Here is a 25,855-nt window from a genome sequence, read left to right on the forward strand (position 1 = left end):
GTTTAAAAATTTTACCGACTAAAATATTGGTAGCCCATTTTTATATTTTGTTACAAATTATGTTTTGTTGTAAATGCAGACTATATTTATAGCTACAAAACACTTGTATTATGAAATATAACCTAGCCTTATTATTAGTAATCATCTGCCTCTATAGTTGCAAATCAGATAAGAAAGAACCCGTTGTGGAACCTGAACCCGTTATTATTGAAGATTCCATTCCAGTTGTTGAAATAGATAGCATTCCTGAAATAATCGAAGATACCATTCCGGTTGCTGAAGAAATTCAAGAAGTTAAGCCACCTGCAAAAAAACCTGTTGCTAAACCAAAGGAACCAAAAATTGTTGAGAATTTTCTAATGGAATCTGACATAAAGATTGCACCTGTAGAACATGGAACTTTAGTAATATCATACAATGGTTATAATATTTACGTTGATCCTGTGGGTGGACCTGAAGCTTTTAAAGGATTTGGGCCGCCAAATTTTATTCTGATAACCGATATACATGGTGACCACTTAAATGTTGAGACTCTGCAGGCTGTTAATACTGCAAATACCATCATAATTGGACCAAAAGCCGTTAAGGAAAAATTACCATCATCATTACATGGAAATTTCACAACCCTATTTAGTGGGCTGAGTCGAGGCTTTTCAACTTCCAAAATGTCATTGGATATTGAAGGTGTTGCTATGTACAATCTCCGAGAGGAAGCCAAACAATATCATCCTAAAGGACGTGGACTAGGATATATTCTAAACTTAAATGGAAAGCGTATATATATATCTGGAGATACGGAAGATACTTTTGAAATGAGACATTTGAAGAACATCGATGTTGCTTTAGTCTGTATGAATTTACCCTATACCATGACCGTTCAAAGTGCCGCTAGTGCTGTTTTGGATTTCAAACCTAAAAAAGTGTTGCCTTATCATTATAGAGGCACCAATGGTTTAAGCGATGTAAAACGTTTTAAAAGACTTGTAAATAATGGCAATAGCAGAATTAAAGTCGTGCAATTGCAATGGTATAAATAGTTTTTAAAAACTTATTTTAACATCTATAATAAAAAATAAGCTATATTTACTATACTATTAACCCAAATGATCTGCCTACTATGTTTCTGAATTTGAACATCGTGTCTTTTAAATCACATTTTTTGATTGAACAATCGAGCATAGTAACCATGCTGGCGATTACCGTAGTATTCTTCTTGATATTGCTTATTTTGGGAATCAGAAAATCATATAAACTCAAAAAGGAGAATGATCGATTAAATGCTTTGAACACCTCTTTTGAAGACGACGACGACAAGCCTTACACCGATTTTACTGAAGGGCATCTTTATCAAAATAATAACAGTACCAATACTAAAGAATAAAAAATCCCGCATTTAGCGGGATTTATTTTTATCGTACTAATTTTTTATACTTAATTCGTTTTGGCATTAAATCGCCACCCAAGCGTTTCTTTTTATTTTCTTCATAATCACTAAAGCTGCCTTCAAAGAAATACACATGACTATCACCTTCAAAAGCTAATATGTGGGTACAGATTCTATCTAAAAACCAACGGTCGTGAGAAATGACTACAGCACAACCTGCAAAATTCTCAAGACCTTCTTCCAATGCTCGTAATGTATTGACATCAAGATCATTGGTTGGCTCGTCTAAAAGCAATACATTACCTTCTTCCTTTAGAGTCATGGCTAAATGTAAACGGTTACGCTCCCCACCTGATAGCAATGATACTTTCTTATTTTGTTCACTTCCAGAAAAATTAAAACGGCTTAAATACGCTCTAGAATTCACCTGCTTACCTCCCATCATAATTAATTCTTGTCCATCACTAAAGTTCTGCCAAATGGTTTTATTGGGATCAATATTGGAATGACTTTGATCGACGTAGGCAATTTTCGCAGTGTCGCCAACTATAAACTCGCCTTTATCTGGTTTTTCTTCACCCATGATCATTCTGAAAATTGTGGTTTTACCAGCACCATTCGGACCAATAACGCCAACAATTCCTGCTTGTGGCAAATTAAAGTTTAAATCTTCATACAATAATTTATCACCATAACCTTTACTAACCCCTTTTGCTTCAATAACATTGGTTCCCAACCTAGGCCCATTTGGTATGTAAATTTCAAGTTTTTCATCCAATTGTTTTTGATCTTGACTCATAAGCTTGTCATAATTCTTCAAACGTGCCTTTTGCTTTGTTTGACGACCTTTAGCACCTTGTCTCACCCATTCCAACTCACGTTCCAGAGTTTTTTGACGCTTTGAAGCTGCTTTTCCTTCTTGAGCCATTCGTTTAGACTTTTGATCTAACCATGATGAATAGTTTCCTTTCCAGGGAATACCTTCACCTCTATCCAATTCTAAAATCCAACCAGCTACATTATCCAAGAAATATCTATCGTGGGTCACAGCAATCACAGTTCCTTTGTATTGCGCCAAATGATGTTCCAACCAATGAACCGATTCGGCATCCAAATGGTTGGTAGGCTCATCAAGAAGTAACACATCAGGCTCTTTCAATAACAAGCGGCATAAGGCTACTCGACGACGCTCACCACCAGACAATACGCCTATTTTCTTGTCGCCTTCTGGAGTACGCAACGCATCCATAGCGATTTCTAATTTGGTATCTAATTCCCATGCATTGGAAGCATCTATTTGGTCTTGAAGTTCCGCTTGACGATTCATTAGTTTTTCCATTTTATCAGGATTACTATAAACTTCTTCCAAGCCAAACATATCGTTGATTTTGTTATATTCATCCAGAATTGCTACGGTTTCAGCAGCACCTTCACGGACGACTTCCATCACGGTTTTATCGTCATCTAATTCAGGTTCTTGTTCTAGATAGCCAACAGTATATCCAGGAGAAAAAACCACATCGCCTTGATAATTTTTATCGACTCCAGCAATAATCTTTAATAACGTAGATTTACCAGATCCATTCAGACCTAAAATGCCAATTTTGGCTCCGTAAAAAAAGCTTAAATAAATATTTTTTAATACTGGCGTATTTGCCGATTGGAATGTCTTGGTTACACCGGACATTGAAAAAATTACTTTTTTATCGTCACTCATAATTATACTCGTCCTTTTAATGCATTAAACACCCATGCAATACAGAAAAATCCAAATCCAACAGCCGCAAATCCCCAACCTGCAACATCATCATAACGGAAAGCGCCTAATCCTATTAAACCTAATCCTACAAAAATCATTATCCATGTTGCCCAGGCCAACACTGTATTTTTATTCATTGCCATAATTTATTCTTAATTTATTTCAATAGTTAGTTATGATACAAATATCGTGTTTTTAAAACAAAAAAGCATCACAAATGTGATGCTTTAGTTTTAAGCGTATTTAATATCTAAAGGTTCATCATTGGAACTTCAATAAATAGCAATTCCAGGTCATCTTTAGCATTAATTTCAAAAGATTTAGTTTCTGAAATTCCCACAGCATCTCGAGTTTCCAATATATCATTATCAATTTCAGCTTTACCAGAAATATTCATAACATAAACTCCGTGCTCACTGCTTTTTAGATTATAGGTAAACGTGTCTCCGTTATTTAAATTAATTCGAGACAACCTAGCATCTTGATGAATTTTCAAACTTTCTGAATCGCTATCTTCAAACGAACTTACCAAAGTTTGTAATTTGCCCATTCGTGCTGCAACATCAAATTGTTTTTGATCGTAACGAGGCGCTACACCTTGTTTTTCTGGTATAATCCAAATTTGAAACAAACTTAAATATTCATCAACCGAACCATTGATTTCAGAATGTTGGACACCTGTTCCAGCACTCATTACCTGAACTTCACCTGGTAAAACAGGCTGCCATTCATCATGCATATTATCTCGATGTTTTAATACGCCTTTCAATGGAATGGTAATAATTTCCATATTGTCGTGTGGATGTGTTCCAAACCCCATTTTAGGGGCAATAACATCGTCGTTTAACACACGAAGGGCGCCAAAATGTATCCGTTCAGGATTATACCAACCGGCAAAACTAAACGAATGATTTGCTTGTAACCAACCATGATTAGCAAAACCTCTTGTACTTGCTTTATGAATTATTGTTTTCATTTTAAAAGTCCTTTCCGGGTTTCCCCTTTTTATCTTAATTTATCTAATAAATCACTTAATAGTGATGCTTCTTTTTCAGTAATATTTTTTAACCAGTCCTCGTTGAAATCTTCTGTTATTTCTTCTAATAATTGAAGTCCCTTATTAGTGATGGCTATATGAACTACGCGTCTATCGGTTTTACATGGTATGCGCTCAATTAAACTTTTAGCACATAGTTTATCAGTTAAACGTGTGGCATTAGGAGCGCGCTCAATCATTCTTTCTTTTACAGTTTGCATGGTTAACGGCTTGTTAGCACCTCGCAAAATCCTTAATATATTGTATTGTTGTGGCGACAACCCGAATTGTGCAAAAAAGGTGTTTTGTTTTGCGGTAATCCAATTTGCTGTATACAGAATGTTTATCAGGGCTTTGGTTCTATTGTCCCTGAAGGATGAATTGACATCTTTAGAAATATCTCCCATAATGATTAGGCTTTAACATCTTTATAATCTTCTGATTTCTTTTTGAATACAGCTGCGGCAAAAGGGCAAAGTGGTAAAATTTTTAACTCTTTGTCTCTGGCAAATGATACGGCTGCTTCCACTAATTTATAACCCACGCCTTGACCTGATAAACTAGCATCTATTTCGGTGTGATCAATAATAATCTGACGGTCACCTGCATAAACATAAGTCATTTGAGCTATGCGATTTCCCTCTTGCTCAACATAAAACACCCCTTTTTTAGTATTATCTTCTTGTTGAATATTCATCGTTATAATGCATTTTGAAATTTATCTACTTCAACTAGAAGTTGGTCGTTTAATTCTTTGTTGATTATCTTTCCTTGTGAAAAGTTATCACTAAATTTTGGTAAAGAGAACACGGCAACCACATTAGCGTCGTGTCTTGGAAAACGGTCTTGAGCAATGGTTAAAACCGATTGTCCACCTCTTTCTCCAGGTGATGTTGCCATTAGTAGCATGGGTTTTCCATAAAAAGTCTTGCCCTCTATTCTGGACATCCAGTCCAGTAGGTTTTTAAAAACTGCGGTATATGCCCCATTGTGCTCTGCCAATGAAATCACAATACCATCAGCTTTCTTTATTTTATTCAATAACTTATGGGCATTTTCAGGCTGGCCACCCATACTTTTCTCAAGATCAACACCAAACATAGGTACATCAAAGTCGTTTAAATCTAAAATTTCAGCTTTGGTCCCTTCAACCAAATTTGCCGCATATGTAACCAGTTGTTTGTTTATGGATGTTTTACTATTGCTTCCCGCGAATGCGATGATTTGTCTCATACTAATTTTCACTGTTTTTATTTTCCATGGCAAATATATGGCAAATTCTTTTATTTTCCAAGGAAACTATTTACATGGTGATATATTTAACATTGCTTTTACATTACAACGTTTTCGTGACAAGATTAAGTTTTGTATTTTTAGCCTGCATTAACAACTTGCGTTAGGGGTTGCAGTGACATCCTCCTATTCTAGGGAGATACAGTGGAAAACCCGACCGCGCGATTGCGTGGGAACGCCCTAATTAACTATATAATATCTGATGGATTTAAACTTCAACAAAAACGAAGATCATAATAAATTATTGGTTTCAGACCTTAAGAATCGACTAGCCAAAGTAAAACTTGGTGGCGGCGAAAAAGGTATTGAAAAGCATCATGCCAAAGGTAAAATGACAGCCAGAGAACGCATTAATTATTTACTGGATAGCAAAGCCAAAAGTATTGAGATTGGAGCCTTTGCCGGTGATGATATGTACAGTGAACATGGTGGTTGTCCGTCTGGTGGTGTTGTGGTTAAAATAGGTTATATTAAAGGTAAGCAATGTATTGTGGTTGCTAACGATGCAACCGTAAAAGCTGGTGCCTGGTTTCCTATAACAGGAAAAAAGAATTTAAGAGCACAAGAACTTGCTATAGAAAATAAACTACCCATTATCTACCTGGTAGATTCAGCAGGTGTGTATTTACCCTTACAGGATGAAATTTTTCCGGACAAGGAGCATTTTGGACGTATTTTTAGAAACAATGCGGTCATGAGTAGTATGGGGATTACCCAAATTGCGGCAGTTATGGGAAGTTGTGTAGCTGGTGGTGCTTATTTGCCTATTATGAGCGATGAAGCTCTTATTGTTGATAAAACAGGAAGCATTTTTTTAGCGGGTAGCTATTTGGTGAAAGCCGCTATTGGCGAAAGTATTGACAACGAAACGCTTGGTGGTGCTACGACGCACAGTGAAATTAGCGGTGTTACTGATTACAAAGCTAAAGATGATAAAGATGCTTTGGATAAAATCAAGAATATCGTTGACAAAATAGGTGATTTTGATAAAGCTGGCTTTAACCGTGTTGATGCCAAAAAACCAAAAGAAAACCAAGAAGATATTTATGGTATTTTACCGAAAAGTCGAGCTGATCAATATGACATGTATGAAATTATAAAGCGACTTGTTGATAATAGTGAATTTGAAGAATATAAGGCAGGGTATGGAAAAACTATTATCACCTGCTATGCCAGAATAGATGGCTGGGCAGTTGGCATTGTGGCCAATCAACGCCATATCGTTAAAACTACTGGAGCTAAAACCAAACCTGCTGAAATGCAATTTGGAGGTGTTATTTATAACGATTCAGCGGATAAGGCCACTCGTTTTATTGCCAATTGTAATCAAAAGAAAATTCCATTAGTTTTCCTTCAGGATGTGACTGGTTTTATGGTAGGAAGTAAAAGTGAGCATTCGGGAATTATTAAAGATGGTGCTAAAATGGTCAATGCTGTGAGCAATAGTGTGGTACCCAAATTTACTGTTGTCATTGGTAACAGTTATGGAGCCGGTAATTATGCCATGTGTGGTAAAGCCTACGATCCTAGACTTATTTTTGCCTGGCCAAGTGCTGAACTAGCCGTCATGAGTGGAAAAAGTGCTGCTCAAGTATTACTTCAAATTGAAAAAGCATCCTTGGAAAAGCAAGGTGAAAAAATCACCAAAGAAAAAGAAGAAGCACTTTACAACAAAATAAAAGTACGCTACGACAACCAAGTGTCGCCATATTATGCCGCCGCCAGGTTATGGACAGATGCCGTTATCGATCCTTTAGATACCAGAACTTGGATTAGCATGGGCATTGAAGCTGCCAACCATGCTCCTATTGAAAAACCATTTAACTTGGGTGTTTTACAGGTTTAATAAATTAAGTCGGTAAAATTTCGTATCTTAATAGTGTATAAATCAATACATTATTAGTTATGGGAACGATTAAAACCTTAAACAAATGGGCGAATGCCCACACGTATTACCCTTTGGATTTGATTCGTGTTGCTCTTGGTATATTCCTTTTTATAAAAGGGATAAACTTTATGGCAAACACTCAAATTTTAATTGATCTCTTTTCACCCATCCAAAATATGGCTGGTGGTATGATAACTGTGCATTATGTTGCTCCTGCACATTTTATTGGTGGTATTCTTATTGCTTTTGGCCTACTGACCCGTTGGGCTATTATAGCACAATTACCAATTCTAATTGGTGCTATCATTATTAATTTTGTTGGTGAAATGAATAACGCCAACTTACTTATGGCAAGCTTAACGTTGTTGGTATGTATATTCTTTCTTTTCTACGGATCTGGAAAACATTCCTGCGATTATTATTTTAAAATGCAACAATAAAAAAAGCGACCAAATTGGTCGCTTTTTTAATTTAGTGCTTACTGCAAACTTCTCGAAGACTCTACCAATCTTATAAACTCTGACCTATAGCCATCAATATCTTGACCGCGTCCTTCATCTGCTAATTCTAAAACATCCTTGATTTTTGAATCATTGTGATATTTTGAATCCCGCAGCTGCATTCCAAATAAAGCAACTGACGAAGCAAAATTCATGTCTGGAGTCGGCTCCTGGACAACATCCTCTTGAATATGTATCATTTCAATACTTTTTTTACCATCAGGTTTTTTATATCGAAATTTTACCGTCAAGAGTTCATCGGAATAATTGGAACTCAAAGAAGTGCTGGAGTATTTTAAATCATCAATATCCTTTAAATATTTACTACTTACACCCACTGGTATGACTTCATATAAAGCAGTAACCGTATGACCACTTCCCAATTCGCCAGCATCAATGGTATCATCCTTAAAATCTTCATCTGCCAATAATCTGTTCTCATAACCTATCAATCGATATGCTTGAACTTTCTGCGGATTAAACTCTACTTGTATTTTTACATCCTTGGCAATGGTGTACAATGTTCCACCAAATTCTTTACCAAACACTTTTTGAGCTTCCTGCATAGTGTCAATATAGGCATGGTTGCCATTGCCTTTATCCGCCAGAATCTCCAATTTGGAATCTTTATAATTTCCATACCCAAAACCTAAAACTGACAAGAACACCCCAGATTCACGTTTTTTTTCTATCAATTTTTTCATATCGTTATCACTGGATATTCCAACGTTAAAGTCACCGTCTGTAGCTAAAATCACGCGATTGTTTCCGTCTTTAATAAAATGCTTTGAAGCTAATTTATATGCCAACTCAATGCCTTGCCCACCGGCTGTTGAGCCACCTGACTCCAATTTTTTAATAGCTTCTAAAATAGTTTTCTTTTCAGAACCTGATGTTGGCTCCAATACCACCCCAGCTGCACCTGCATACACAACAATGGATACTTTATCCTTATCCCTTAATTGATTTACTAATAATTTAAATGCAGACTTTAACAATGGTAGTTTATTGGCTGAACCCATGGATCCAGATACATCAATCAAGAATGTTAAATTACTGGCAGGGAGTTCGTCATTTTCATAGGTCTTTCCTTGTAATCCTATTTTTACCAATTTTGTATCAGCATTCCATGGTGTTTGTACTAATTCAGTATTAATTGAAAATGGATGGTTATCTGTAGGTTGCGGATAATGATAATTGAAGTAATTAACCATTTCTTCTATTTTTACGGCATTGGCGGGAATAGATTCTCCATTATTTATCATCCGTCTGATATTGCTGTAGGACGCTTTATCCACATCTATAGAAAATGTTGATAAAGGGTTTTGCTTGACATTTTCAAAGTTATTCTCAACTATTTCTTCGTAGGTCTCTGTATTAAACTCTTGTTTGGTTGAGTGATGTATATGCTTTTTGACTTTGTGGGGAATTTTATAACCGCTATCTTTTGTTAAAACAACAACCACCCCATTAGCACCTTGCCAACCGTATAATGCAGAACCTCCAGCGCCTTTAATAACATGTGTTTCTTGAATGGATTGTGGTGATAGTTTTGCCAATGTTTCTGAATTAGATATGACACCATCTATGACTATTAAAGCTTGTTGTCCATTTGAAACAGAACGATTGCCACGTAATACTACACGGTTGACATTTGAACTATGACTATTTATTTGTAAACCTGACACCCTTCCAGATAGGGAGTTGGTAACTTGGGTGCTTTTTTTATTTCCTCGCCTTCTGTAGTTGCTACTGCCTCTATACGTGTTTGAATTGTTACCAATATTAACCGATTGGTAAGCGTGCGTTACTTGGTCACTTTTTCGCTTAATACCAAGAGCTGTTACCACAACTTCTTCCAAAGCTTCAGAGTCCACTTCCATGGCAAAACTAATTTCTTCAGAGATACCAACAGTTTTTTCAACAGTCCGATACCCTAAAAATGAAAACTTTAAGATATCACCAAGTTGTGCTTTGATTGAATAATTACCATCAAAATCTGTTTGTGTTCCTTGAGTAGTACCTTTTATAATAATTGTTACGCCTGGTAAAGGAATTCCATTTTCATCAGAAATGGTCCCGGAAATAGCTTTCTCTTGGGCCATGGTTTGTAAACCCAAAAAAACCATGATCAGCATGTAATGTAGATTTCTCATAATGTTAGTGTTTTAAATTTATTGTAAACCTAAAACCCTAATGCATTATAAAAAACCTATAATAAGTTAACGGGGTATATGAATGAGTGTAGTGGTCAAATAACTGAATGTAATGTTTCCTTACGCGCAATTTTTCCTGAATGTGTTTCTATTAAATTTTCAACAAAACGAACATCTTTAGGAACTTCAAATCTATCCAATGCTTTGAAAATCGAGCGGTCAAAATCTTTACCCTGGCCCTCAACAACAAGCACCAACTTCTCTCCTAACTCATCGTCAGGTAAAGAGGATATGAAAAAACGCTCTGAAATATGAACTTGCAATTTAGTTTCTATAATTTCAGGAAATAACTTCACTCCACCTGAATTAATAACATTATCCAATCGACCCAACCATTCAAAAGAACCTTCTGCCGTTAATCTGACAATATCATTTGTTACTAACTTTTCATAAGTTATATTCGGAGCATCTATCACCAGGCAATCTCTGTCATCTTTTGAAATGTTAATTCCAGGTAACACTTTAAAAACAGATTCTGGTTTAGATGCCTTAAAGCCATTCAGTTTTTTAACAGCAATATGACTGACCGTTTCTGTCATGCCATAGGTTTCAAAAATCTGGACTTTAAAATCCTTTATATTTTCCTTTAAACTATAAGAAACAGGCGCACCACCAACAATGATGGTTTTGATGTTTTTAATTTTGTTCAGATTATTGGCAAGTTGCATAGGTGTGAATGCCGTAAAATTATATTTTTTTTCTTGGTCAATACTCAAGGTTTTAGAAGGTTTTATGGCATCGAGCTCCAAACCAAGAATCATGGCTCTAACCAGCATCATTCTCCCTGAAATGGCTTGCGCAGGCAAACACAATAAAGCCTTATCAGAAGGTTTCAACCTAAAATAATCGCCTGTAGCTATAGCCGAATTTACCATAGCCTGTTTTTTTATTTTGATAGTCTTAGGCTTTCCTGTTGAACCAGATGTTTTACTTAAAACGTAATCATTGGGATCTAACCAATCGGAAATGAAATTACCAATTACCCTTTCAAATGGTTCACCTTCTTTTATAAAACTATAGGCCAACTCCTTGAGGCCATTTCTATCAAAAGAAATACCGTTTAACTTAAACCTATTATGTACTTTATCAAAAGATGGAATCACGTGACACTATTCTAATATTTTGTAATCTTCTTTAGGTGGTTCTATAACCCGACCAAATAACTTATCCTTCCAATTGGTCCATTTATACTTTCTTGCAAAAATGAATAGGACGATAGGAAACACAATAAAAACAGGCATGAATACATCAAAAAAACCAGCGGTTTCAGGTTCTGAAATGTCTTTTAAAATGGAATGTGTTTGAAAGGCAGTCCAATCGGCTGTTACCAAAAGTGCCGTAAATAAATTATTGGCTGCATGAAAGCCTAAAGCTAACTCCATACCTTCATCCATAAGGGTTACGATTCCCAAAAACAAGCCAGTTCCAATATAATAAACCATTAGTACATAGCCTAATTGTTCAATTTCAGGATTAGCTATGTGTAATAAACCGAAAACCAATGAAGTAATAATAAGTGATGTTGAATTTCTATTAAAAAACTTATAAATATTATTTCTAGGATCAACACTTATTAAATCTTCTAGAGAATCAAGGTTTGTAACTAAAATCAATAATGAAGCTCCTAAAATAAAATATGCCCATTTAAAAATAATGCCAAATTCAAAACTGTATTTTAATAAAAAGTATCCTAAAATAGCTATCACTATATACATAAAAACAAAAGGGAATTTTTTATGAGTAGAAGAAACTCCTATTCCTTGCATCAAATAACCTCGGAACAAATATTCCTCAAAGCTAGTCTGTAATGGAACAAAAATAACGGCAATGAGGCATAAGATTAAAAACGGCATCAGTTTAAAATTATAGACATAATCTTCTGGCGTCATGTAATAATCCAAAGCTATAAAACCCGAGGAGATAATACCCCAAAAAATAAAGGCAAACCATATGCGACTCCAATCAATCTTTGGTCTAGATGTCGTTATCGAAACAGTGGTTTGTTTGTGGAAAAATTTTACTGCCAAAAAAACTCCAACCAATCCCACAGCAAAGGATAGAAGCATTAAAAACAAATTCAAATTTGGCTCTAATATTGATAATAATTGCGCCTCATCCATTCCAATAATACTATCTCCTTCACTAAAGGCTTTAAAGAAAATTGCTACTGTTAATGGAATTTGTCCTATTATCACAGTCAAAATAATCAGTAACATTCCAAGGACATATCGCCACCAATCGTGTAACACATTAAAAGCTTGCGCTATATACATATTATTCTAAATTAAATTTCCAATCGTTATTTATATCATATTGCAAAGTACCTCTTTTAACCAGTAAGGGACTATCAAAATTATTTTCAAATAATCCTCCAGTCCCCAATCCTTGAGGCATTTCGGTGTTTAAGGTATATGTCCATTGAGCAATAGCATTCAACCCGATATTACTTTCCAAGGCACTTGTAATCCACCAGCCAATGTTACTTTGCTCCGCAAAATTTATCCATTCATCACTACCACGCCAACCGCCTATAAAACTAGGCTTCAAAATAATAAATTGTGGCTTGATAGTTTGTAGTAATTCCTGTTTTTTTGTTACATCAAAAACACCTATTAATTCTTCATCCAAAGCAATAGGCAAATAAGTTTCCTTGCATAACCTGGCCATTTCCTGTGGTTGACCTGGTTTAATAGGTTGCTCTATAGAATGCAAATCCAGTTCAGACAAACGCTTTAGTTTTTCTTGAGCTTCACTATTGTTAAAGGCGCCATTCGCATCTACACGTAATTCAATATCGTTGACCGAGAATTCTTTTCTAATGGATTTTAATAAATTTAATTCCGTTTGAAAATCGATTGCACCTATTTTCATTTTAATACAAGAGAAACCTGATTGAATTTTTTCTTTAATCTGCTGTTTCATAAAGGCTTCACTTCCCATCCAAATCAAACCATTGATAAGAATACTGTCATTGCCCCTAGTGAAATCAGATGGAAATAATTCGAAGGGTTGATTGCTTCCCAAAGATTTAAAAGCCATTTCCAGTCCAAACTGAATACTGGGCAGTTCGACAAGCTCACTGACCAGTTTTTCCAAACCAATATTAATGTTTTCGCAAGCCCATTTTAGCTTTTCTTCATAATCTGGTCTGTCATCTGCACTTAATCCTCTCAAAATGCCACATTCTCCAATTCCCTTTTTACCATAAGATTCAAGGATAATGAACCAGGTTTCCTTGGTTTTAAGTATTCCTCTCGAGGTCCCGCTTGGCTGTTTGAAATGAAGAGTGTATTTGTGATAAGTTGCTGTCATCAATACCCAAAAATAGACAATTAATTTTGTATTTTAGGCAAATATATAAGTACTAAAATGCCCGAGTTCCCAAATATTATCCATTTTGCCATTCCCTTTTTTATTCTATCGATGTTATTAGAGCTCTATTTCACAACTCGAGAAAAATACAAGGAAACAAAGGGTTACGAAACAAAAGATGCCTTTGCCTCCATTGCTATGGGTTTGGGCAATGTTTTTTTAGGTTTTTTAAGTAAGGCTCTTGTTCTTTGGGCATTCGTTCTGATTTATGAAAATTTCAGGATTTTTACAATTCCAATTGCATGGTGGAGTTTTGTATTAATTTTCTTTGCTGATGATTTGTCGTATTACTGGTTCCATAGAATATCGCATGAGTGTCGCTTGTTTTGGGCTTCGCATGTGGTGCATCATTCTTCACAATATTATAATTTAAGTACTGCTTTACGTCAAACTTGGTCTGGTGGATTCTATTCGTTTATTTTTTGGCTGTGGATGCCATTGGTTGGTTTTCATCCTGCCATGATTTTGTTGCAAATGTCTATTAGCCTACTCTATCAATTCTGGATTCATACGGAGGCTATTGATAAAATGCCCAAATGGTTTGAGGCTGTCTTTAATACGCCATCGCATCACAGAGTACACCATGGTAGCAACCCCATTTATTTGGATAGAAACCATGCCGGTATTTTAATTATTTGGGATAAAATATTTGGTACGTTTCAACCGGAACTTGAAAATGAGAGCGTGCAATACGGATTAGTAAAAAACATAAATACATACAACCCCGTAAAAATTGCATTTATTGAATGGTACAACCTGCTTAAAGATACCCTCTCTGGAAAAAAATCGCTTAAAGATCGCTGGAATTATATTACCAAACCTCCAGGGTGGAAACATGATGGAACAGGAAAAGTAAGTGATGATCTTCGCAGTGAGTGGATAAATCAACACGGGCATGACATTTAACAACAAAGTCATTTGGATAACTGGTGCCAGTAGTGGCATTGGTAAAGCATTGGCATGGGAACTTTCCAAAAACTATAATTGTAAACTCATACTATCCTCCAGAAGAACAGAAGTGTTGGTAACTGTTAAACAAGCGTGCAAACATCCTGAAAATATAGCCATTGTCCCATTTGACTTGGCTGAATATGGCAATATGCAACATGTGGTTGAAGATGCCCTCCAATGCTTCGAATCTATAGATGTTTTAATCAACAACGGCGGCATTAGTCAACGCTCCTTAATTATGGATACATCCATAGACGTGGACAAAAAATTGATGGAAATAGACTATTTAGGTACCATAGCTTTGAGTAAAGTTTTGCTAAAACACTTTATAAAAAAGCAAAGCGGTCATTTCGTTACCGTTACCAGTTTAATGGGAATATTTAGCTCTCCATATCGATCTTCCTATTGTGGTGCCAAACATGCCTTACATGGCTTTTTTGATGCTTTACGAATGGAACACGAGAAGGATCACATTAAAGTGACGATGATTTGTCCTGGATTTGTAAACACCAATGTAGCTAGAAATGCCTTAACTGGTGATGGGACCAAACAAAATTTCCAAGATGAAGCTACTGAAAATGGTTTAAGTGTAAATGTGTTTTCAAAAAAAATGATAAAGGCCATTGAGCGTGAGAAATTCGAAGCTTATATTGGAAAAAGGGAGGTTATAGGTGTTTACTTAAAGCGGTTTTTTCCTAAACTGCTTCATGAATTTGTACTGAAAAGCCGAATACGATAATTTGCTTTTTAATTAGATTTCCCCAAAGGTATACCTACTGTAAAAAACAGCCTGAGTTTATCAATTCCATTCACATAGGAAAGATCCAGACTAAGAGGCCCAAAAAGCGAATAATATGACACTGTTGAGCCAACTGTAAATAATATACTTGGATCGTATGAAGCAGAACCAGTTATTTGATTGATTGGCGAAGTTATCAAAATATTCATTGAAGTCTTGATATCCTACTGACACTACATCTAAATGTGGTGTAAGATAGATATTGTTTAAGGGATTGAATTGAAGCGCTACAGCACCCTTGATCATTTGGGTGACTATAATTTCACTTCCGTAAAGTCCAGGCAGCTGGTATACATCCTTTCTTGGAGATTCTAAAAAGCCTCCAAGAGAATATTTTGACATAAAGCCAAAATCTTCATAGGACAATTCATTAGACGACTGACTTTCAATTGCAGTAAAATAACCTCCACAAGATGTCATTATAGAAATGGAATTGGTTATTGGGAAACGCATTTCAACATCAGCTCCAAATTTTAAGTAACCGTTGGTTGATAAACCATTGATATCATCAATCCCTTGAGTAAGTTCAATATCTATTTCGTTAAAAAAAGATTTTTGTACAAAAGCATTTATAATGGTTCCCTGTGAAGGAAAGAAAACCGATTCCATGCTATTTGACCTAAACCTAATACCAGCTTCAAGATTTCGGGATTTAAAATTTTTAATAGCAAGATCACTGTTATTTATTTCTGGGTCCGTATCTGGCCAAAGTCTGTCATATTCATAAGAAATACCAATACCCACATAACTCATAAATGGATAAATGTTTCTATTGAACTCTGTTGTAGCAGAAAAGACATTATGATGCAAGTTATTAGTTTTTATTCCATCCAAATAGGTATCTTCCTTTAAAAGCTGTCCCAATATATCAGTACGCCACCACCAATTTTTATTTGCACCTAGTATTTTTTGATGCTGAAGTCTTACTCCTGGTTGCTCCGCAATATCTAATGTGATTAAAGATCTCGAAGCTTTCCCAATTATGTTTCTACCCGTATAATTGGCAATGAGGCCTACACCTCTATGAGAATCAAAATGGATGCCTCCTTTAATCATATGCTTCGATCTTTCATCTATGTTCAATTCAATACCCAGTTTTTCATCTTCAATCATCGGATTAAGATAAATAGCATTGAACTGCGTTGTTCCCATCAGTCTACCTATACCTTCATTGATATCATTAATACTGTAGCGCTTCCCTTCCATAATTCCAAAACGGGCTTTTACCAATTCTAAATTAGCAGGGTCAAGGTTTGTAAACACAATGGAATCTAAAACAAAATCACTGGGCACATCAGGTATGGAAGATTTCGTTACATTATATGTCTTTAGTCGATTGGCTATTTCTACCAATGACTGTATGTTATCCTGAACAGCTTTTTTCCCTTCTTCATAAATTTCATCTGATTTCATAAAATCGGCAGTAGAAAATGTAAGGTTAGGAATATGGTCTATTAAAACATCACATAACTCTCTATTGGTACTTTCTTTTAAATTACCAATAAGCATACTTGTTTGAAAGAGAACCTTGATTGGGTTATTAAGTTGTTCCTTTGGAACCATGCCACCGCCCACATCACTTCCTATAATAATATCAGCTCCTAATTCTTTAGCAATATCTGTTGGAAAATTATTGAATATACCTCCATCTACCAACAAAGTATTTTTGTAATCTACAGACTTGAAAATGGTGGGTATAGACATACTGGCTCGCATTGCCAAAGCAAGTGACCCTCTTTCCATAAGCAATTGCTGACCATTAACAATATCAGTCGTAACCGCTCTATATGGTATTGGCAAATCATCAAAATCATCTACTCGATAAACAGGATAAGTCAATTCAGAAAGCAAAGCCCTCAAATTTTGATCATTTATGATTGCACTACCCAAAGAAGGCTTTCCATCAACTAAATTAAGATTGGCAAAATACCTATTGAATTCACTTTTCTCCTCCACTCCAACACTAGACAATAAAACATTACCACTCAAAATGGTTTTCCAATTAATGGCATGGGCTATATTTGCAATACTGTCACCTGAATAACCTACAGAATACATACCTCCAACAATACTGCCCATACTGGTTCCAATAATGATATCCGGAACAATTCCCAAAGAATCCAATTTTTGTAGTAACGGAATATGCGCAATACCCTTCGCGCCACCTCCACTTAAAACCAAAGCTACTTTTGGTTTGTCTTCTTGGGCGAAAACTGAAAAACAAAGCAAGTAAAATAATAGAAATAACCGATACAGTTTCATACCAAACCCTTAAAGTTCCAAGCTCTCTCCTATTTCCAAGAGCATCAAGTCCTTGTTTTTATCAAAAAACTTGCGCTTAGCTTCTTCGTGGTCAATCTCAATATAACCAAAGGTACCATAATGGTAACCCAAAACCTTATCACATTGCACGAAATCACTTGCCAAAATAGCATCATCAATTCCCATCGTGAAGTTATCGCCAATAGGCAAAATGGCTAAATCCAATTGAGTCTGTAATGGTATTAACTTCATATCCATGGTCAACGCAGTATCTCCAGCAATATATATGTTTTTGTGCTCCCCTTCAATAACAAAACCCCCAGGTTGTCCACCATAACTGCCATCCGGAAATGATGATGTATGAATAGCATTAACATATTTAACAACTCCAAATTCAAAATCCCAACTACCACCATGGTTCATAGGATGCCCTTCCAAACCTTTACTTTGGAAATGGGTCACAATCTCAAAATTGGAAATAATGACGGCATCTGTTCGTTTTGCAATACTTTCAACATCCAAAATATGATCTTGATGCGCATGAGTCAATAAAATATAATCCGCTCTTAATGAATGGATATCTATCTGAGAAGCCTTCTCATTGGCACTAATAAAAGGATCGACCAAAATGTGAACATCATTAACTTCTATACCTAGACTGGCATGGCCATAAAACGTGATTTTCATAAATTAAATTTTGACTCAAAATACAAAAAAAACTCAAGTACATTTTAAAATATACTTGAGTTTTCTATCCCGATAATTGAAACTGGTTAATAGCTTCTTAATGTTGAATATTCTCTTCAACAACATTAAACTACAGCTATTAAATTGAAATTCAAATATTTGTAGTTAAAAACCCAACTTTATCGATTAATGGTCTTTTTTATAGCAAATAACCTATACTCATTAAAACAGCCATGAAAAAAGTAGAAAGCGCCACTATTTTCAATTCTGGATCTAATAAGGCGGGCTCGTGGACTACCTTTACCCTTTTCAAGTGTTTGATTAGCGGAATAAAAACCAGTAAGAAAATAAAATTGAATGGATTGGTATAGTATAAAATTGCAAAAACCAACGACAAGACCATGGCACTGAAAATGAGAAAATAATGGTATTTTTTAGCTTTTTCAAAGCCCAGTCTTACTGCTATCGTAATTTTATTGGATTTCAAATCAGATTCAATATCTCTTAAATTATTTAAGTTCAATACAGCAACACTTAAAAGCCCAATAATGATAGCTGGCAAAATGACCAGATGATCAATTTGTCGAGCAAACAAAAAATAGCCTCCCAGCACACTAACCAAACCAAAAAATACAAAAACATATAAATCTCCCAACCCCTTATAACCATAAGCATCATCGCCTATAGTGTATTTGATTGAAGCATAAATTGAAATACCTCCCAAAACAAAAAACAGCACAGCATACCAAAAATGAGTCACGCCAAAGGCAGCTAAAATCAAAAAGAAGGCCAATGCGATAGTAATGAGAATATTGATTTTTATAGCATTGTACATACTTGAAGGGGTAATTTTACCACTTTGAATAGCACGTTCCGGACCAATACGCTGATTATTATCGGTACCTTTAACACCATCACCATAGTCGTTGGCAAAATTTGATAGTATTTGTAAACTCAAGGTTGTCAATATCGCCAACGCAAATACAATCCAGTCAAAAAACCCATTATATTCTGCAAAACAACCTGCGAGAATGATTCCGGAAACCGATAAGGGTAAGGTTCGTAATCTGGCTGCCGAAACCCAATGCTTAAAATTGCTCATAGTGCGAAATTAAGGAATCCACTTTTTAGGAAAATTTGGTTTGCGCTTTTCCAAAAACGCATCACGTCCTTCTTTAGCTTCTTCTGTCATATAGGCCAATCGGGTTGCTTCTCCTGCAAATACTTGCTGGCCTACCATACCATCATCGGTCAGATTCATAGCAAACTTCAGCATTTTTATCGATGTTGGTGACTTGGCCAGTATTTCTTGAGCCCATTCATAGGCCGTAGCTTCTAATTCATCATGTGGTATTACGGCGTTTACCATACCCATTTCAAAAGCTTCTTGTGCAGAATAATTTCTTCCTAAAAAGAAAATTTCCCGCGCCTTTTTTTGCCCGACCATTTTGGCTAGATAAGCAGATCCATAACCACCATCAAAACTGGTTACATCAGCATCGGTTTGTTTGAAAATAGCATGTTCTTTACTCGCTAATGTTAAATCGCAAACCACATGCAAACTGTGTCCACCACCAACAGCCCAACCTGGAACAACTGCAATTACAGCTTTAGGCATAAACCGAATAAGACGTTGTACTTCTAAAATATTCAATCGATGATAACCATCGTCACCAACATAACCTTGATGCCCTCTAGCCTTTTGATCACCACCAGAACAGAAGCTCCAGATACCATCTTTAGTTGAAGGCCCTTCAGCTGAAAGCAATACCACACCAATACTGGTATCTTCGTTAGCATCATAAAAGGCATCGTAAAGTTCGCTTGTCGTCTTTGGCCTAAAAGCATTTCTCACGTCTGGTCTATTGAAAGCAATTCTCGCTACACCATCACATTTCATGTATGTGATATCTTGATATTCTTTAGCAGTTTTCCAATTAGCAACACTCATTATTTTGTTTTTTCAAATGTAAATATCTTAATTTAAATAAATTCCATCATCCTTAATGACTATGAGCTTTTGCTTATACAATGAGCCAATAGCTTTTTTAAAACTTTTTTTACTCATCTGCAACATGCGCTTTATGTCATCAGGATCTGATTTATCTGACAGGTTTAAATAACCGCTATTATCTTCAAGTTCCTTCATGATTAATTCAGCGTTCGGCTCGATGTTTCTATACCCAACTTGACCAAGTGCAATATCCAATTTATTGCCAGATCGGATTTTTTTGACAACCCCTTTTAGTCGATCTCCTACACTTATATCCTGAAAAATATTATCATTATAAATCAGACCTAAATGTTTTTTGTTAACAATAACATTCATGCCAATTTCTGAAGGATGCGACACAATTAAATCGACTTCATCGAACTGATTAACAGTCAATTCCTTATTGTCCAAAAATCGATTGGTTTTACTTGAAGCCACCAATCTGTCGGTCTTCTCATCTAAATAACAATACACCAAATACCAACCGCCCTTTTTCATTTTAAAGGCTTGCTCCTTAAACGGACAAAATAATTCCTTTACCATTCCCCAATCCAAAAAAGCACCCATTTTGGTAACCGCATTGCAGCGTAGCAAGGCAAAATCACCACGTTTAATATAAGGTTTATCGGTTACAGCTACCAAACGCTCTTCATTATCCAGATACACAAAAACCTCCAGTGAATCACCAATTTCAAACGACGCTGGCACATAACGATTAGGCAACAGCACTTCGTTTTCTTCATTATCACCTAAAAACAAACCCGGTTCTGTGTCTCTTAAAATGGTGAGTGTGTTATATTCTCCAATGTGTATCATACGGCAAAGGTAAAGATAATCTCCAGGTTTATGATTATTTAATGAATTTGAAATATTCCAGAAGCACGTCGTCATTTACCGTTCTGGGTGTAAAAACCTCCAACAATTTTGGTGTTTCAGAAGCCTCGAAAAAAGTTTTAAGCTGTAATTTGAGTTGTTTTTCCGTTGAAGCCATGTCATACTCAAAACCAAACATTTTGCAAAGGTGTTTCGCAGTTAAGTTATGACTCGTTTCAAAATAGGTGTCAAAATAATCCGAATTTTTGTTTCCTGGAAGAATTCTGAATATACCGCCTCCTTGATTATTAATGACTATAATCCTAAAATCATTGGGAATGTAGGTGTTCCATAATGCATTACTATCGTAAAAGAAGCTCAAATCACCCGTAATTAGGGTCGTTTGTCTATCTGAAACCACAGAGTATCCTAATGCTGTGGATGTACTACCATCTATTCCACTAGTGCCACGATTACAAAAAACTTGAATGGTTTTATTCAAATCAAATAATTGGGCATACCGAACTGTTGAACTATTTCCCAATTGTAAAACAGAATCATTTGGCAAAGCCTTTAAGGTATTCTCAAAAAATTTGAAATCACAAAATGGTATTTGTTTCAAATAGTCACTATGTCTTTCTATCCTTTTATCCTTAACTACTTCCCAATTGGTTTTATAATCACTCTTTACAAAATGGGTGATTTTTGGTAAAAAATTCTCAAAAAACTGATTTGGGTGGATTTGCAAATGCTTTTCCAAACAAAAAAATGTATCATTGGCATCATGTTCATCAATATGCCAATGTTGTTTGGGCTGATATTTTCTTAAGAAAGCTTTGATTTTTTTGGAAACAATTAATCCACCAAACGTCACTAAAATATCTGGTTGCAATTCCTTAAAATCTGTTTCATCCAAAGGTGCTATAATCTTATCTATACTAGGAAAAAAGCCTTGATGATGTAAATTTGAAGTCGTTTCGGTAAAGACAATTACGCTATTATCCTTTGCTAATTCATCTAACCATTTTTGATCAATATCATTAGGTTGATTAACACCAACCAAAATCATTTTTTTTGCAGCTTGATTCCAATCGTCCAAACAGCCATTGAAAATATAATCATCAATTCTTGACTGCTTTAATTCAGGTTGGACATTTTTGGGTTTTACTGACAAGGTTTCTACCACTTCATACAAGGGTTCATCAAACGGTATATTAATATGTACCGGACCGTTTTTCTGAATTGATTTGTTTAGGGCTTTGTTTATTTCAGATTCATTATCCTGTTGTAACTCCTGTTTAATACCTAAAAACCGCTCCAGTTTATTTTCTAGACTTTTAAAGATTGCAGGTTCATCATCTTCATTGGGATTAAATTCATCATCCACATTTAATTTTAAATTGGCCGAATAAAGAATATGGTTTTTAAAGACATCTTTTTGATTGATTGTTTGCCCATCACCAATTCCAATGAGATGTTTTGGTCTATCTGCAGAAAGGACTACCAAAGGAATCCGACTATAAAAAGCCTCAGCGATGGCCGGGTAATAATTCAATAAAGCACTTCCGGAAGTACAAACCAAGGCTGTTGGATGCTGCAATTTTTGAGCCATTCCCAAAGCGAAAAATGCGGCACAGCGTTCATCGACAATACTATAACAAGTAAAAAAATCATCATTGGAAAACCCAATAGTAAGCGGTGCATTTCGACTACCGGGAGAAATGACTATATGCTTAATGTTTTTGGCTTTACAAAGCTGAATGACCGATTGTGCAAGAGGGATTTTTGGGTACAACATAAAGAGTTAAATTCTCTGTGTAAAGGTACTAATTAGTACTAGTATTTAAAACTAGTAAAGTGCCTTTTTTATGGTCATAGACTTCGAAACAGTTTCCTGCCATTCTCGTTCTGGTTCAGAATCTCCAGTGATTCCACCGCCTACATAAATGAGTGCTTCATGATTTTTCAATTGCATGCAGCGTAAATTGACAAATAAGTTCGAAACGTTTCGGATTGCTGAATAGGCATTGTTTTCTATGTTCTGCCTATTTCTGTTTCTTGAAATCTGTTCCTTAAAATTGAGCTCTCCTAAATAACCCGTGTAAAATTCTCTATCATAACCTTCCTCCTTCAAAATAAATTGCTTGGCTGGTTCTTTCGGAAAACCACAAACTGCTGGAGTTGGATGTAAGGCATTAACTATGTGCTCCAAATTGTTTGATTTAAGCGTACCAGAAATTAAGGATTTTAAATGTACCAAATTACCCGCCTGTACGGTCTTTGGACCCGACACATGTAAACCTGCAGTTGCGTCCTGTAATTGTGAAACAATATAATCCGTTACTATTTGCTGTTCATTTTTTTCTTTAACTGACCATTGAGCCTCATTAACTTGAGATTGTAAAGTGCCAGCCAAAGACATGGTCTCAAAATAATTGTTAGATGTTTTTATTAAGGTTTCCGGAGTTGCACCCAACCACAACCCTACTTTCGGATGAAACCAACAATAAACAAAAGCATGAGAATAATTGTCAAGTAAGCGTTTAAATAGTTCAATGGGATTATTTTCTTGCAGTTTCACCATATCAACGCGAGACAAAACCACCTTTTTGAAATGACCATCCGAAATAGTCTTTATACCTTTAGAAACTAATTGAATGTGATGGTCTTTTTGGTTGCTATTATGTGGTTCATCTTTTTTGGATGAATTAAAATCCACATTGCTTGATTGATGATAGTCACTTTGAAAAAATTCAGAATCTTCCAAAGGAATATTAACCGTATCATTTGAACTATTAAAAGGTGCCATTACAAATCCCCTAGTAGTAAAATCCTTTAAAATATGAAGTGTATCTGTGTTCTGTAATAAACTATAAAGTGTATTCTCGTTGGGTTTTTTATAGGCAACAAACGGTAACTTATTGGTAAATTGATTATCTAACTTTTGAAAGAAAAGGTTTAGATCCATAGCTATTTATTACGTGGCAAGGATATCGTTGAAAGCCTACAAACCGAAATTAGATTATCATGATCATCAGTTACTCGAATATCCAATAATTGGGTTGTTCTTCCTTTATGTAAAAAAGTAGCTTTGGCGTATACATGACCGTTTTTAACACTTTTCAGGTGGTTAGCTGTAATTTCAATACCACGAACAAAGACTTCTTCCAAATTGGAAAATAGATGTGAAGCAAAACTACCAACACTTTCAGCTAAAGCCGCAGTGGCTCCACCATGTAAAACGCCATCAGGCTGATAAACTCTTTCATTAACAGGCATTTTTGCTACCAAATAATCCTCTCCAAAATCTGTAATGGATATTTCAAGCGTTTCCATAAGGGTATGCTTACATACTTCGTTAATTTGTTTTAATTTATCTTCTTTAGATAATTGCATAAAATTCATGTATTTTTAAAACGAATTGTAAAAATACGAAACCAGACCCAAGAATGCACCTATCAGAAAAAGAAATATCCTATCAAGCCACAAACAGTTATAGCACACTAAATTCTCTAACCGAAAAAACCAAAACCGTGTGGTTTGTCTGTCATGGTATGGGCTATTTGAGTCGTTACTTTTTGCGATATTTTGAAAGCTTAAACGCAGATGAAAATTATGTAATTGCACCTCAAGCTCAAAGCAAATATTATATTGGCCCAAAATTCAGACATGTTGGTGCCAGTTGGTTGACCAAGGAAAATACATCTAAAGAAACTGACAATGTCATGCGCTATTTTGATTCCGTAATTGAAGCTGAAAATATTCCAACCAACAAAAAATTCATTATTTTAGGTTATTCACAAGGCGTTAGTGTGGCTATGCGTTATATGGCCAGAAGAAAATTACAACCTGATCAATTAATTTTACATTCAGGTGGTATTCCCGTTGAATTGACATCTGAAGATTTCAGTTACTTTAAGGGTGACGTTTCTTTGGTTTATGGAGATAGCGATGAATATTTGAATCAAGACCGTATAGATCAAGAAATTCAAAAATCTAAATTACTTTTTGGAGACAAGTTTACTATTATGCCATTTGAAGGTGGACATATTGTGAATATAAACCTCATTAAATTCATTTCAAATCAACTTTCAACAAACCAATGAAAGATATAACGTTAGAAAACGAACGCGTAAAACTATCGCTATTGGATTTGAGCAATTACAAACACTTGATTGCTATTACCAATGAAAAGGATTTGATATTTTACTCGCCTTCTGATATTTCAACTCCTGAAAAACTAAAGGATTATGTAGCTATTGCTGTGGATGGTTTTTACCAACAGACAACCATTCCATTTTTGATTTACGACAAAATCAAACAGACTTATGCTGGTAGTACCCGTTACGGATTAATAAATTGGAAAAATAAAGTACTACACATAGGTTGGACGTGGATTGGTCATGATTTTCAAGGAACGGATTTAAATAAACACATGAAATTTTTAATGCTACAATATGCGTTTGAATCCATGAAGTTTGAAAAGGTAGAGTTTAGAATTGACGAACGCAACATCAAATCGCGTAAAGCCGTAGAAAAAATTGGTGCCACATTGGAAGGTATCCTGCGTAAAGACACTGTAATGCTTGATGGCTTTAGGCGCAGTACCTGCTGTTATGGTATTTTAAAAGAAGAATGGCCAATTTTGAAAAATTCCATTTTCAAAGATTTCAACTGACTAATTCAATTATATTCTCTTGAACTAGTATTACTGATTTGGTATATTTCATACTATTGCTAGATACCCAAATCATTTTATGATTACTTTTAAATCCAAAGTGATTTGGCAATAATTTATTTTATCAGAAACTTATTTAATAAATTCAATAGATTTTAATGCTGACATGTTATGACATGTGATATAAAAAAAGCCCAACTATCTAAAGTTGGGCTTTTTCTTTC

26 protein-coding genes are annotated in these 25,855 nt (G+C 35.4%); 8 read left to right on the forward strand and 18 right to left on the reverse strand.

Annotation, left to right across the window (positions count from 1 at the left end):
- Positions 1-110 precede the first annotated feature (110 nt).
- Positions 111-1,037 carry an MBL fold metallo-hydrolase gene (locus tag ACKXGU_RS01690; protein ID WP_463466357.1) on the forward strand — a complete coding sequence of 309 codons (927 nt, stop codon included), beginning with the start codon at positions 111-113 and terminating at the stop codon, positions 1,035-1,037.
- 122 nt (positions 1,038-1,159) lie between these two features.
- A complete protein-coding gene (locus ACKXGU_RS01695; RefSeq protein WP_463466358.1) occupies positions 1,160-1,381 on the forward strand; it encodes a hypothetical protein in 222 nt (73 codons plus the stop codon).
- Between the two features lie 28 nt (positions 1,382-1,409).
- Here ACKXGU_RS01695 and ettA read toward each other — a convergent pair whose 3' ends face one another.
- The 6 genes from ettA to ACKXGU_RS01725 all read right to left on the reverse strand — a co-directional run bounded on the left by ettA (position 1,410) and on the right by ACKXGU_RS01725 (position 5,412).
- Positions 1,410-3,101, reverse strand: coding sequence for an energy-dependent translational throttle protein EttA (gene ettA / locus ACKXGU_RS01700; protein ID WP_463466359.1), 1,692 nt, complete (start codon positions 3,099-3,101; stop codon positions 1,410-1,412).
- A gap of 2 nt (positions 3,102-3,103) precedes the next feature.
- On the reverse strand, positions 3,104-3,286 hold the full coding sequence (locus tag ACKXGU_RS01705; RefSeq protein WP_103052245.1) for a CAL67264 family membrane protein: 183 nt from the start codon (positions 3,284-3,286) through the stop codon (positions 3,104-3,106).
- Between the two features lie 107 nt (positions 3,287-3,393).
- On the reverse strand, positions 3,394-4,119 hold the full coding sequence (locus tag ACKXGU_RS01710) for a pirin family protein (RefSeq protein ID WP_463466360.1): 726 nt from the start codon (positions 4,117-4,119) through the stop codon (positions 3,394-3,396).
- Between the two features lie 29 nt (positions 4,120-4,148).
- Complete coding sequence (locus ACKXGU_RS01715; protein ID WP_463466361.1) at positions 4,149-4,586, reverse strand: MarR family winged helix-turn-helix transcriptional regulator; 438 nt, start codon at positions 4,584-4,586, stop codon at positions 4,149-4,151.
- Positions 4,587-4,591: 5 nt separating this feature from the next.
- Entirely contained in the window at positions 4,592-4,876 is a 285-nt protein-coding gene (locus tag ACKXGU_RS01720) for a GNAT family N-acetyltransferase (protein WP_463466362.1), read from the reverse strand.
- Positions 4,877-4,878: 2 nt separating this feature from the next.
- Positions 4,879-5,412 carry an NADPH-dependent FMN reductase gene (locus ACKXGU_RS01725; protein WP_463466363.1) on the reverse strand — a complete coding sequence of 178 codons (534 nt, stop codon included), beginning with the start codon at positions 5,410-5,412 and terminating at the stop codon, positions 4,879-4,881.
- Between the two features lie 262 nt (positions 5,413-5,674).
- Between ACKXGU_RS01725 and ACKXGU_RS01730 the strand changes: the two genes are divergently transcribed.
- Both ACKXGU_RS01730 and ACKXGU_RS01735 read left to right on the forward strand, forming a co-directional pair.
- Complete coding sequence (locus ACKXGU_RS01730; protein WP_463466364.1) at positions 5,675-7,318, forward strand: acyl-CoA carboxylase subunit beta; 1,644 nt, start codon at positions 5,675-5,677, stop codon at positions 7,316-7,318.
- Positions 7,319-7,377: 59 nt separating this feature from the next.
- Positions 7,378-7,800, forward strand: coding sequence for a DoxX family protein (locus ACKXGU_RS01735; RefSeq protein ID WP_463466365.1), 423 nt, complete (start codon positions 7,378-7,380; stop codon positions 7,798-7,800).
- Between the two features lie 38 nt (positions 7,801-7,838).
- Here ACKXGU_RS01735 and ACKXGU_RS01740 read toward each other — a convergent pair whose 3' ends face one another.
- The 4 genes from ACKXGU_RS01740 to ACKXGU_RS01755 form a co-directional block, all read right to left on the reverse strand.
- Entirely contained in the window at positions 7,839-10,016 is a 2,178-nt protein-coding gene (locus ACKXGU_RS01740) for a vWA domain-containing protein (protein ID WP_463466366.1), read from the reverse strand.
- A 95-nt stretch (positions 10,017-10,111) separates the two neighbouring features.
- A complete protein-coding gene (locus ACKXGU_RS01745; protein WP_463466367.1) occupies positions 10,112-11,179 on the reverse strand; it encodes an AMP-binding protein in 1,068 nt (355 codons plus the stop codon).
- A 6-nt stretch (positions 11,180-11,185) separates the two neighbouring features.
- On the reverse strand, positions 11,186-12,349 hold the full coding sequence (locus ACKXGU_RS01750; protein WP_463466368.1) for a CPBP family glutamic-type intramembrane protease: 1,164 nt from the start codon (positions 12,347-12,349) through the stop codon (positions 11,186-11,188).
- A gap of 1 nt (position 12,350) precedes the next feature.
- Complete coding sequence (locus ACKXGU_RS01755) at positions 12,351-13,388, reverse strand: o-succinylbenzoate synthase (protein WP_463466369.1); 1,038 nt, start codon at positions 13,386-13,388, stop codon at positions 12,351-12,353.
- Between the two features lie 57 nt (positions 13,389-13,445).
- Between ACKXGU_RS01755 and ACKXGU_RS01760 the strand changes: the two genes are divergently transcribed.
- Positions 13,446-14,354 (forward strand): sterol desaturase family protein, encoded by a 909-nt coding sequence (locus tag ACKXGU_RS01760; protein WP_463466370.1) that lies wholly within the window; start codon positions 13,446-13,448, stop codon positions 14,352-14,354.
- A complete protein-coding gene (locus ACKXGU_RS01765) occupies positions 14,344-15,138 on the forward strand; it encodes an SDR family oxidoreductase (RefSeq protein WP_463466371.1) in 795 nt (264 codons plus the stop codon). The genes ACKXGU_RS01760 and ACKXGU_RS01765 overlap by 11 nt, the downstream gene beginning before the upstream one ends.
- Before the next feature lie 90 nt (positions 15,139-15,228).
- Here the strand turns inward: ACKXGU_RS01765 and ACKXGU_RS01770 are convergent, their stop codons facing one another.
- From ACKXGU_RS01770 to ACKXGU_RS01805, 8 genes are all read right to left on the reverse strand, one after another.
- A complete protein-coding gene (locus tag ACKXGU_RS01770) occupies positions 15,229-17,460 on the reverse strand; it encodes a patatin-like phospholipase family protein (RefSeq protein ID WP_463466372.1) in 2,232 nt (743 codons plus the stop codon).
- Between the two features lie 9 nt (positions 17,461-17,469).
- Positions 17,470-18,147 (reverse strand): metal-dependent hydrolase, encoded by a 678-nt coding sequence (locus tag ACKXGU_RS01775; RefSeq protein WP_463466373.1) that lies wholly within the window; start codon positions 18,145-18,147, stop codon positions 17,470-17,472.
- A gap of 199 nt (positions 18,148-18,346) precedes the next feature.
- Complete coding sequence (menA, locus tag ACKXGU_RS01780) at positions 18,347-19,249, reverse strand: 1,4-dihydroxy-2-naphthoate octaprenyltransferase (protein WP_463466374.1); 903 nt, start codon at positions 19,247-19,249, stop codon at positions 18,347-18,349.
- A gap of 9 nt (positions 19,250-19,258) precedes the next feature.
- Positions 19,259-20,098 (reverse strand): 1,4-dihydroxy-2-naphthoyl-CoA synthase, encoded by an 840-nt coding sequence (locus tag ACKXGU_RS01785; protein ID WP_463466375.1) that lies wholly within the window; start codon positions 20,096-20,098, stop codon positions 19,259-19,261.
- Between the two features lie 27 nt (positions 20,099-20,125).
- The gene (locus tag ACKXGU_RS01790; RefSeq protein ID WP_463466376.1) at positions 20,126-20,956 is read right to left on the reverse strand and encodes a CvfB family protein; all 831 of its coding nucleotides are present in this window, start codon (positions 20,954-20,956) and stop codon (positions 20,126-20,128) included.
- A 34-nt stretch (positions 20,957-20,990) separates the two neighbouring features.
- A complete protein-coding gene (gene menD, locus ACKXGU_RS01795; RefSeq protein WP_463466377.1) occupies positions 20,991-22,751 on the reverse strand; it encodes a 2-succinyl-5-enolpyruvyl-6-hydroxy-3-cyclohexene-1-carboxylate synthase in 1,761 nt (586 codons plus the stop codon).
- A gap of 51 nt (positions 22,752-22,802) precedes the next feature.
- A complete protein-coding gene (locus tag ACKXGU_RS01800) occupies positions 22,803-23,921 on the reverse strand; it encodes a chorismate-binding protein (protein WP_463466378.1) in 1,119 nt (372 codons plus the stop codon).
- 2 nt (positions 23,922-23,923) lie between these two features.
- The gene (locus ACKXGU_RS01805; protein ID WP_463466379.1) at positions 23,924-24,349 is read right to left on the reverse strand and encodes a PaaI family thioesterase; all 426 of its coding nucleotides are present in this window, start codon (positions 24,347-24,349) and stop codon (positions 23,924-23,926) included.
- 53 nt (positions 24,350-24,402) lie between these two features.
- Between ACKXGU_RS01805 and ACKXGU_RS01810 the strand changes: the two genes are divergently transcribed.
- Both ACKXGU_RS01810 and ACKXGU_RS01815 read left to right on the forward strand, forming a co-directional pair.
- Positions 24,403-25,059, forward strand: coding sequence for an alpha/beta hydrolase (locus ACKXGU_RS01810; protein WP_463466380.1), 657 nt, complete (start codon positions 24,403-24,405; stop codon positions 25,057-25,059).
- Positions 25,056-25,631 (forward strand): GNAT family N-acetyltransferase, encoded by a 576-nt coding sequence (locus ACKXGU_RS01815; RefSeq protein ID WP_463466381.1) that lies wholly within the window; start codon positions 25,056-25,058, stop codon positions 25,629-25,631. The genes ACKXGU_RS01810 and ACKXGU_RS01815 overlap by 4 nt, the downstream gene beginning before the upstream one ends.
- Positions 25,632-25,855: the final 224 nt, after the last annotated feature.

This window comes from Hanstruepera sp. CR43 (assembly GCF_055227665.1).